Raw genomic sequence first — 10,780 nt, 5'->3', positions numbered from 1 at the left:
GCGCGTGGAAGGATTCGAACCTCCGACCGCCTGGTTCGTAGCCAGGTACTCTATCCAGCTGAGCTACACGCGCGTTGAAATCGATGGCGGTGAGGGAGGGATTCGAACCCTCGATAGGGCTACAAACCCTATACTCCCTTAGCAGGGGAGCGCCTTCGGCCACTCGGCCACCTCACCGCGATTTCGGATGCAGATATTACTGCTTCCAAAAATATAGTCAAACCTTTTTTACCACTTTTCTCTTGTTCGTTCAGCTTTCGAACAGTTCGCTGCCTTTTTGTTAGCTAACAGCTTAAAAGCTAAGCGGAGACTGCAAACACTATAGATTACCCAACATCAAAATAGCTTAAGCAAAGCCCTAAAAAACAAAAGGAAGCCAGAGGCTTCCTATAGTCAAATCATGGCGATAAAACGTGCGCTTAGGCGCTGGCGTTTTTCTCGGCTTGAATGCGCATGTAAATCTCTTCACGGTGCACAGATACTTCTTTAGGAGCGTTTACACCGATACGTACTTGGTTTCCTTTCACGCCCAATACAGTAACTGTTACTTCATCCCCAATCATCAACGTTTCGCCTACACGGCGAGTCAAAATTAGCATTCATTATCTCCTTAAATTCGTTTTCTTGTTCTTTAGCGACTTATCAAAGCTATTATTTTTCTGCTATTAGCGTATAGACTAGCTTGTTTAAGCCAAAGAGTCATCATTATTGCTCTAGGTTGTATGCACTATGCAATGCACGCACAGCCAACTCTAAATACTTTTCGTCCACTACCACCGATACTTTGATTTCAGAAGTCGAGATTAGTTGCATATTTATCCCCTCATCACCCAAGGTTTCGAACATTGTTTTCGCTACGCCAGGGTGATTCATCATCCCTACCCCAACGATAGAAATTTTCGCCAGTGAATCTTTACCTTGAACTTCACGCGCGCCCAACTTGTTAGAGGTGTCCTCTAGCAGCTCTTTAGCTCGCTTGTAATCGTTACGGTGAACGGTAAAGGTAAAGTCGGCAGTATTGTCGCCCATAGAGTTTTGGATGATCATATCCACATCGATATTAGCATCACCAATTGGGGCTAAAATAGACGCTGCTACAGAAGGTTTATCTGGCACACCCAAAATTGTTAAGCTTGCTTCATCGCGGTTAAACGCAATGCCTGAAATTACGGGTGACTCCATTTTATTTCCCTCATAACTGATTAAGGTACCGTTACCTTCAGTAAAACTAGATAAAACACGTAGCGGCACATTGTACTTGCCAGCAAACTCAACAGCGCGAATTTGCAAAACCTTAGCACCAAGGCTCGCCATTTCGAGCATTTCCTCAAAAGTAATGCTTTCAAGGCGGCGCGCCTTAGGCTCAACCCGTGGGTCAGTGGTATAAACGCCATCTACATCTGTGTAGATTTGGCACTCATCGGCTTTTAAGGCCGCAGCAATTGCTACAGCGGTAGTATCGGAACCACCTCGACCAAGCGTTGTTATGTGGTTCTCTGGACTGCGTCCTTGAAAACCAGCAATAACCACCACTTTATTCTGCTGCAAATGTGCTTGAATGTTGTGATCGTCAATACTAGTGATACGCGCTTTACCGTGGGCGTTGTCTGTATGCATGCGAATTTGATCGCCTGTCATCGATACTGCATCGCAACCTTTCTTCTGCAAGGCAATACTAAGTAAAGCAATAGTGACCTGCTCTCCCGTCGATACCAGTACATCTTTTTCGCGTTCGGCGGCATTTTCGTCAATTTCATTGGCAAGACCCAATAAACGGTTGGTTTCACCAGACATTGCTGAAAGAACCACTACCACATCATCGCCGGCTGCTTTACTGCCAATAACTCGGTCAGCAACCGCTTGAATACGCTCAAGCGTGCCTACCGAGGTACCACCATATTTTTGAACAATTAGTGCCACTTGCTTTCCTTTTTCTTTAACACTTAATGCCTAGTTGATTACAGCTGCTCGTTTAACCACTCTTTCACTTTCTCAAGTGCAGTTTGTAATCCATCTGGATTAGAGCCACCTGCTTGCGCCATATCTGGGCGACCACCACCTTTACCCCCAACACATTGGGCTGCAATGTTCACCATTTCACCAGCTTTAACACGAGAGGTTAAATCTTTAGTCACACCTGCAACTAGGCTTACTTTTCCATCGTTTACTGTGGCTAATAAAATCACGCCACTCTCAAGTTTCACTTTTAGCTCATCTACGCTACTGCGTAAGGCTTTACCTTCAACGCCATCTAAGAAGGCAATTAATACTTTCACACCGTTAATAGTTTGTATTTGATCTGCGGCATCATTACTGGCGGCGCTTGCTAGTTTAGCTTTTAGTTGAGCAACGTCTTTTTCAAGCATCTTATTGCGGTCAACTAACTGCATCACTTTCTCGCCAATGCTGAACTGGTCACCTTTCACTAAGTTGGCGGCTTTTTCCATTTCTTCAGCAATACGGTGTATTAGGTCTATTGCGAACTGTCCCGTTACCGCTTCAATACGGCGAACGCCCGATGCAATACCAGCTTCGCTGGTAATTTTGAAGAAGCCTATGTCACCGGTATGGTTAACGTGGGTTCCGCCACAAAGCTCTGTAGAGAAATCGCCCATGCTAACAACACGAACATCGTCATCGTACTTCTCGCCAAACAAAGCCATAGCCCCAGCTTCTTTAGCCTGGTCAAGATTCATAACTTTAGTTATTACCGGTAAATTACGGCGAATTTGCTGGTTAACTAAATGCTCAATTTGGCGGATTGATTTCATCGAAACGGCTTCAAAATGAGAGAAGTCAAAGCGTAAGCGCTGGGCCTCTACCAAAGAACCTTTCTGAGTAACATGTTCGCCTAAGGTTTGGCGTAATGCTGCATGTAATATGTGCGTGACAGAGTGGTTTAACGCCGTGTTCCAACGTCGGCGAGAATCTACTTTAGCCTTAACGACTTTTTGTAAACATAAGTCACCGCCTTGTACATAACCTTTATGCACAAAAGCTTTGCCTACTTTAATGGTATCTTGCACCACAAAGCTGCCGCCTTCATACATCAATTCGCCAGCGTCACCAGCTTGGCCACCCGATTCTGCATAAAAAGGCGTTTTATCGAGAACAATAATCGCTTGCTCTCCACTGCTAACGGTTGATTCAGCTTCACCGTCTTTAAACATCTCAACGATTTTAACTTCAGCCTCTAAGTGTTGGTAACCCAAAAACTCAGTTTCGCTATCAATAATTAAGTTATCGTTGTAGTCAGTGCCAAAATTGCTAGCCTGCTTGGCACGTTCTCGCTGCGCGCGCATTGCAGCTTCAAACTCAGCTTCATCAACACTCAGTTCACGCTCGCGCGCGATATCTGCTGTTAAGTCAGCGGGGAAGCCGTAAGTATCATAAAGCTTAAATACCAAGTCGCCAGGAATTACTGAACCTTCGAGCTCATTTAAGGCTTCGTCAAGAATGATTAAACCGCGGTCTAATGTTTTTGCAAATTGCTCTTCTTCAAGCTTAAGAACGCGCTCAATAACTGGTTGTTGAGTACTAAGCTCAGGATAAGCCTCGCCCATTTCAGCGATTAGGGCTGGTAATAGTTTGTAGAAGAAACCTTCTGTTGCACCCAGTTTATTGCCGTGGCGAACAGCGCGACGGATGATCCGGCGTAATACATAACCACGACCTTCGTTGGCGGGCATAACACCATCAGCAATGAGGAAGCCACAAGAGCGAATATGGTCTGCGATTACTCGCAGTGATTTGTTTTCCAAATCGCTGGTACCAATAATGTTGGCCGCGGCAGCAATTAGATTCTGAAAAATATCGATTTCGTAGTTTGAGTGCACGCCCTGCAAAATGGCAGCAATACGCTCTAGACCCATACCAGTATCTACTGACGGGTTAGGCAGTGGTTCCATGCTACCGTCTGCTTGACGATTGAACTGCATGAATACAACGTTCCAGATTTCGATGAAACGATCGCCATCTTCTTCAGGCGTTCCTGGAGGTCCGCCCCAAATGTGTTCGCCGTGGTCGTAGAATATCTCGGTACATGGGCCGCACGGTCCAGTGTCACCCATTTGCCAAAAGTTATCTGACTCAAACTTCTTCTCTGGAGATTTATCACCGATACGAATAATACGGTCTTTAGGCACACCGATTTTGTTGGCCCATAAATCAAACGCTTCGTCATCAGTTTGGTAAACCGTAACCAACAACTTTTCTTTAGGTAACTTGACCACATCAGTTAAGAATTCCCAAGCGTAGCCAATAGCTTCTTCTTTGAAGTAATCCCCAAAGCTAAAGTTACCTAGCATTTCAAAGAATGTATGGTGACGTGCGGTATAGCCTACATTTTCTAAATCGTTATGTTTACCACCGGCACGTACACAACGTTGCGAGGTCGTAGCTCGTGAATAGTTACGCTTATCAATGCCTAGAAATACATCTTTAAATTGATTCATACCCGCATTGGTAAACAGTAAGGTGGGATCGTCGTGAGGAACTAACGAACTACTGGCAACTATTTGGTGATTTTTGCTGTTAAAGAAGCTTAAAAATGCATTTCTTACTTCAGCTGAAGTCATCTTCATGAATCTATTTCCTGGGGGTTTGTAGCAACTCGACATCGTGGTAAAACTCGGGGTTACTCGTCGATAGGCGCTAAAATAGGTGAAACCGTAATTAATCGCGACAATATATCACGCAGACCCATGCAGGCAAAGTGTTGAGGGCTTATTGCTGTTGTAGTTCGCTAAATAGCGTATTGATTAACTCAAAGTCAAAACCGCGGCGGTATAAATATGCAGTACATTTTTGCTTAAGTACGCGGTCAGAAGGGAGACCTTGTTTAAACTTTCGCTCAAAACATAAGGTTAAGCTTTGATACCAATCCCATTCAGGATCAGCCAGGACCTGATTAGCTAAGTCGCTATTGATGCCTTTGCTTTGCAGGTATTGTTTTATGTAATTACGCCCGTAACCTCGAGCTAATCTAGCGCGAGTTAAAGAACTTGCGTAGTTATGATCGTTAAGCCAAGCATTTTCAATGGCATAGTTAATCGCATCTGCGATTTCAGCTTCTTGGAAGTCCTTTTGTCGCAATTTCTGCAACAATTGCTGCTGACTATATGAACGCCTTGAGAGCAGATCGATGGTGGTGTGAAGTGCGCTACGATTGGTCATAATAAAAAGGAGCCTTTCGGCTCCTAATCAATTTATGCTTCTTGATCAGCCGGAGTTTCAGTGGCTGTATCTTCTTCAACAACTTCGGTGTTGTTAAGCAGGTTGTTACGAATCGTCATTTCAATCTCTTGAGCAACTTCTGGGTGCTCCTTCAAGTAATTTGAAGCATTCGCCTTACCTTGACCGATTTTGTTCCCTTTGTAAGAGAACCAAGCACCAGCTTTGTCGACCAATTTTTCTTTTACGCCCAAATCAACTAACTCGCCGTAACGGTTAAAACCTTCACCGTACATGATTTGGAACTCGGCTTGTTTAAATGGTGCAGCGATTTTATTTTTAACCACTTTAACGCGAGTTTCGTTACCAACGATCTCATCGCCACTTTTCACAGCGCCGATGCGACGAATATCCAAACGTACAGATGCGTAAAACTTCAGTGCATTACCGCCAGATGTAGTTTCTGGATTACCAAACATTACACCAATTTTCATACGGATTTGGTTAATGAAAATACACATACAGTTGGTTTGCTTAAGCGTACCAGTTAACTTACGTAATGCTTGCGACATTAAACGTGCCTGCAGGCCAACGTGGCTATCCCCCATGTCACCTTCAATTTCAGCTTTAGGGGTTAAAGCTGCTACCGAGTCAATTACAATCATGTCAACGGCACCAGAGCGCGCTAGCATATCGGTAATCTCTAGGGCTTGCTCACCAGTATCAGGTTGAGATACTAATAAGTTGTCTACATCTACACCAAGCTTTTTGGCATAAATAGGGTCTAGGGCATGTTCAGCATCAACAAACGCACATACCTTGCCTACTTTTTGAGCTTGAGCAATGGCTTCTAAGGTAAGAGTAGTTTTACCAGAACTTTCAGGACCATAGATTTCAATCACACGACCCATTGGCAAACCGCCAGCGCCTAAGGCAATATCAACGGATAAAGAACCTGTAGAAATGGTTTCGATATCCATGGTACGGTTGTCACCAAGCTTCATGATTGAGCCTTTACCAAATTGTTTTTCAATTTGGCCTAGGGCCGCAGCTAATGCCTTTTGTTTGTTCTGATCCATATCGCCCTCGTAGGTGCTTTTAACTATCTTAATGACCAGTAGTATACTGGGTATTCATACAGTATCAAGTTTATTCCAGAAAATTCATAAAAGAGTTTTGCCTATTCGGCTGACAGCTTTTATCCTTGCTGCTTCGTTTAGCCATTAACCGAGTAGTTCGATAAGCCCCATGACTGAGACAAATCTAGAAAAACACACTCCTATGATGCGCCAATACTTAACGTTAAAGGCTCAACATCCCGAGATTTTATTGTTCTATAGAATGGGCGATTTTTACGAATTGTTTTACGACGATGCCAAACGCGCATCTGAGTTAATGGATATTTCCTTAACAAAACGTGGTCAGTCTGCTGGTACACCTATACCAATGGCAGGCATTCCCTACCACGCTGCAGAGAATTATTTATCGCGCCTGGTTCAATTAGGTGAATCAGTCGCTATTTGCGAACAGATTGGCGACCCGGCTACCAGTAAAGGGCCGGTGGAAAGAAAAGTTGTTAGAATTATCACACCAGGCACGGTGAGCGACGAAGCCTTGCTGCAAGAGAAACAAGATAACTTGTTAGTCAGCGTGATAAACCAGCAACAACAAATTGGTCTTGCTTATTTAGATATTGCCAGTGGCAGATTCGTGATTAATCAATTTACCGGTGAACAACAACTACAAGCCGAATTACAACGCTTAAACCCTGCAGAACTGCTCTACCCTGATGACTTCGAGTTTTACTCGGAGCTGCAAGCATACAAAGGTTTACGCCGCCGTGGGGAGTGGGAATACGATTTAGCTACCGCACAAAAAGTATTAAATCAGCAGTTCGGTACTCGGCACTTAGATGGGTTTGGGGTAAGTGAATACCCGCTAGCCCTTTCAGCAGCGGGTTGTTTAATGCAGTATGTTCAAGATACCCAACGCACTGCCCTACCGCATATCAATGCAATTATCGTTGAGAGCCAAAATCAGTTTATTCAACTTGATGCCGCAAGCCGTAAAAACCTAGAGTTAACCCGTAACCTTGCTGGCGGCTACGAAAACACCCTAAGTTCAATATTGGACCGCAGCTCCACTGCCATGGGAAGCCGCTTGCTAAATCGCTGGTTACACCAGCCTTTAAGCAACCAGCAACAAGTGAGTGCGCGCCAAGATTGCATTGCTGAAATACTGGAAACCGACCTTTATCCTCTAGTGCAAACTGTGCTTAAGTCGATTGGCGATATTGAGCGAATATTGGCCCGCTTAGCCCTTCGTTCAGCCCGACCGCGTGATTTAGCGAGATTGCGTAACGCCTTTAGTTTACTACCAGAACTGCAATCTTATGTAAGTTCTACACAAGCGCTAGCGCCAATAGCTAAAAATATTGGCGAGTTTCCCGATACCTTAGCCTTGTTAGAGCGAGCAATAATTGATAACCCTCCTGTGCTCATTAGGGATGGCGGAGTGATTGCACCAGGTTACCATCGAGAGTTGGACGAGTGGCGAGACCTAAGCGAGGGAGCGACTCAGTTCTTAAAAGACATAGAACAACGGGAACGCGAACAAACCGGAATTGCCAACCTAAAGATTGGGTATAACAAAGTACACGGTTTTTACATTGAGGTAAGCCGCCTTTATTCCGAACAAGTACCCGAGCACTATATTCGCAGGCAGACGCTAAAGAATATGGAACGCTACATTATTGCTGAACTTAAAGAACACGAGGAAAAAGTGCTCTCTAGCCAAGGTAAAGCTTTGGCATTAGAAAAGCGGCTATACGAGGAATTGTTAGATTTGCTCATGCCAAGTTTGAGCAATATGCAGCGTAGCGCTCAAGCAATTGCTCAGCTTGATGTACTGTGTTGTTTAGCCGAGCGAGCGGAAAGCCTAAACTATGTACGCCCTCACTTTAGTGAACAATCAGGAATTAGTATTGAGGGTGGCAGACACCCAGTGGTTGAACACGTAAACGATACTCCGTTTATTGCGAACCCTGTAACGCTTGCAGAAAAGCGCAGACTGCTGATTGTAACAGGTCCAAATATGGGAGGTAAATCTACCTATATGCGCCAAACCGCACTGATATGTTTGATGGCTTACATGGGAAGTTTTGTGCCAGCAGAAAGCGCAACGCTAGGCCCCATCGATAAGATTTTCACTCGTATTGGCGCGTCAGATGATTTAGCCAGTGGCCGCTCTACCTTCATGGTGGAAATGACTGAAACCGCCAATATTTTGCATAATGCCACAACCAACAGTTTGGTATTGATGGACGAAATTGGCCGTGGAACCAGTACCTATGATGGTATGTCTTTGGCTTGGGCGGTAGCACAAGCCCTAAGTAAAATAGAATCGCAAACACTATTTGCTACTCACTATTTTGAGTTAACCCAATTGCCAGTAATCCTAGACGGTGTGGCTAATGTTCATTTAGATGCCGTGGAACATCAAGATACTATCGCCTTTATGCACCAAGTTCAGGAAGGGGCAGCCAGTAAAAGTTACGGCTTACAAGTTGCCGCATTAGCTGGAATACCTAAAGCTGTAATTTCACAAGCTAAACGTAAGTTAAAACAGTTAGAAGCGGCTAACCCTGCACCGGTAGATACCCCAAGCATTCCAGAAAGTGACTTAGCAGCTCAATTAAGCATGGACTTAGGCAGTGTTGAAGAACACCCGATACTAGATCAACTGCGTAATTTGGACCCAAATGAATTATCGCCACGAGCGGCATTAGATTTATTGTTTAATTTAAAGCAGCAAGCAAATAGTTAACAGCACCAAACGAAAAACAAAAAAGGAAGCCTAAGCTTCCTTTTTTATTTGATGACATCACTAGACTTTAAATAGTGAGTCTATAGATAGATTTTGTAACGACAGTATGTCACGTAAGCGGCGTAATGCTTCCACTTGAATTTGCCTTACTCGCTCGCGGGTTAAGCCAATTTCTCTGCCCACATCTTCCAAGGTAGAGGCTTCGTAACCTAACAACCCAAAGCGGCGTGCTAATACTTCGCGTTGTTTGCTATTAAGCTCGCCTAACCAACCAACAATGCTATTTTTCATATCATCATCTTGGGTTTTGTGTTCTGGGCCGTGATCATTTTCATCAGAGATAATGTCTAATAATGCTTTATCGTTATCACCACCAATCGGGGTATCAACCGAGCTAATGCGCTCGTTTAAACGAAGCATTTTAGTCACATCTTCTACTGGGCGGTCCAGTGTTTCGGCAATTTCCTCTGCAGTAGGTTCGTGGTCTAGTCGATGAGCTAGTTCCCGTGCAGTACGAAGATACACATTCAACTCTTTAACCACATGAATAGGCAAACGAATTGTACGAGTCTGATTCATAATCGCTCGTTCAATAGTTTGGCGGATCCACCAAGTAGCATAAGTTGAAAAGCGAAAACCACGTTCTGGATCGAACTTTTCTACTGCACGAATCAAACCAAGGTTCCCTTCCTCGATTAAATCCAGCAGAGCCAAGCCGCGGTTGTTATATCGTCGTGCTATTTTAACTACTAAGCGCAGATTACTTTCAATCATTCTTTTACGCGCGGCTTCGTCACCTCTAAGGGCACGTCGGGCGTACAGAACTTCTTCTTCTGCGGTAAGTAAAGGTGAGAAACCAATTTCGCCAAGATAGAGCTGAGTAGCATCTAAACTCTTGGAAACATCGGCTTGCATGATGTCGTCTTTGTTAGCTTTTTTGTCAACCTTTGCGCTTTTAGCATCGCCAGTTGAAACACTTTTTAGTTTTACAGCAGTTTTTACTTGGGTCATAGCATAACCTCCCTGAACAAGACCTGATTGCTGTTATTATTATGTGCAATCTAGGCTAGAGTGCCGGTAGATATTTCTTTGGATCTACTGACTTTCCTTTGAAACGGATTTCAAAATGTAATCGCGTATCGGTTGTTCCTGTATCGCCCATATCGGCGATATGTTGCCCTACTACTACTTGCTGTTTTTCTTTTACACGTAAACGACTGTTATGTGCATAAGCACTTAAGTAATCGTCATTATGCTTTATTATTATAAGTTTTCCGTAACCTCTTAACGCGCTGCCCGCGTACACCACTCGACCCGGTGCTGAAGCTACAATTTTCTGCCCTTGGCTGCCGCGAATATCAAGGCCTTTATTACCATTCTCTTTATTAGAGAAACCTTTGATAATTCTACCTTTTGTTGGCCAAACCCAGCCTTTAACTGGGCCTGTTTGGCTGCTTACTACAACCTTAGGCGAGTTTTTAGCGTATGCCTTTGTTGACGTTGATTCAAGTTTTTTTGACGATTTCTTAACATCTTTAACTTGCGGCTTCACAGTTTTATGCTTATTCGTTTTAGCTTTGCTGGTTTTAACACTGCTAGCTTTCAAATTAATAGTTTGACCGACATAAATTGTGTAAGGAGCTGGAATATTATTTCTTTTTGCTAATTGTTTGGGGTCAAGCCCAGCTCGCCATGCAATAGAGTATAAAGTCTCGCCTTTTTTAACTTTATACTGCGAGCTGTTTAACACGCCGCGTGTATCTGCGTTATACACACCAGCATC

8 protein-coding genes and 2 tRNA genes are annotated in these 10,780 nt (G+C 44.0%); 1 reads left to right on the top strand and 9 read right to left on the bottom strand.

All coding sequences use genetic code 11. From position 1 onward, the window contains the following. From Q4592_RS06395 to recA, 7 genes are all read right to left on the bottom strand, one after another. Positions 1 to 73, bottom strand: a tRNA-Arg gene (locus Q4592_RS06395). Positions 74 to 84: 11 nt separating this feature from the next. Next, a tRNA-Ser gene (locus Q4592_RS06390) sits at positions 85 to 177 on the bottom strand. A 242-nt stretch (positions 178 to 419) separates the two neighbouring features. Next, a complete protein-coding gene (csrA, locus tag Q4592_RS06385; protein ID WP_137671596.1) occupies positions 420 to 599 on the bottom strand; it encodes a carbon storage regulator CsrA in 180 nt (59 codons plus the stop codon). 106 nt (positions 600 to 705) lie between these two features. Next, positions 706 to 1,920: an aspartate kinase gene (locus tag Q4592_RS06380; protein ID WP_303511277.1), complete on the bottom strand. Its 1,215-nt coding sequence runs from the start codon at positions 1,918 to 1,920 to the stop codon at positions 706 to 708. Between the two features lie 38 nt (positions 1,921 to 1,958). Continuing rightward, on the bottom strand, positions 1,959 to 4,583 hold the full coding sequence (alaS, locus tag Q4592_RS06375) for an alanine--tRNA ligase (protein ID WP_303511274.1): 2,625 nt from the start codon (positions 4,581 to 4,583) through the stop codon (positions 1,959 to 1,961). A 142-nt stretch (positions 4,584 to 4,725) separates the two neighbouring features. Continuing rightward, positions 4,726 to 5,175 (bottom strand): regulatory protein RecX, encoded by a 450-nt coding sequence (locus tag Q4592_RS06370; protein WP_303511271.1) that lies wholly within the window; start codon positions 5,173 to 5,175, stop codon positions 4,726 to 4,728. Between the two features lie 32 nt (positions 5,176 to 5,207). Continuing rightward, a complete protein-coding gene (recA, locus tag Q4592_RS06365) occupies positions 5,208 to 6,251 on the bottom strand; it encodes a recombinase RecA (protein ID WP_137671600.1) in 1,044 nt (347 codons plus the stop codon). 169 nt (positions 6,252 to 6,420) lie between these two features. Between recA and mutS the strand changes: the two genes are divergently transcribed. Then, positions 6,421 to 8,997, top strand: coding sequence for a DNA mismatch repair protein MutS (gene mutS, locus Q4592_RS06360; RefSeq protein WP_303511268.1), 2,577 nt, complete (start codon positions 6,421 to 6,423; stop codon positions 8,995 to 8,997). Positions 8,998 to 9,057: 60 nt separating this feature from the next. Here the strand turns inward: mutS and rpoS are convergent, their stop codons facing one another. Further along, positions 9,058 to 10,008 carry an RNA polymerase sigma factor RpoS gene (gene rpoS / locus Q4592_RS06355; protein WP_303511265.1) on the bottom strand — a complete coding sequence of 317 codons (951 nt, stop codon included), beginning with the start codon at positions 10,006 to 10,008 and terminating at the stop codon, positions 9,058 to 9,060. A 55-nt stretch (positions 10,009 to 10,063) separates the two neighbouring features. Continuing rightward, on the bottom strand, positions 10,064 to 10,771 hold the full coding sequence (locus Q4592_RS06350; protein WP_303511263.1) for a peptidoglycan DD-metalloendopeptidase family protein: 708 nt from the start codon (positions 10,769 to 10,771) through the stop codon (positions 10,064 to 10,066). Positions 10,772 to 10,780: the final 9 nt, after the last annotated feature.

It is taken from the genome of Agarivorans sp. 1_MG-2023 (assembly GCF_030548385.1).
Taxonomy (GTDB): Bacteria; Pseudomonadota; Gammaproteobacteria; order Enterobacterales; family Celerinatantimonadaceae; genus Agarivorans.
This window is presented reverse-complemented; position numbering and strand designations above follow the sequence as displayed.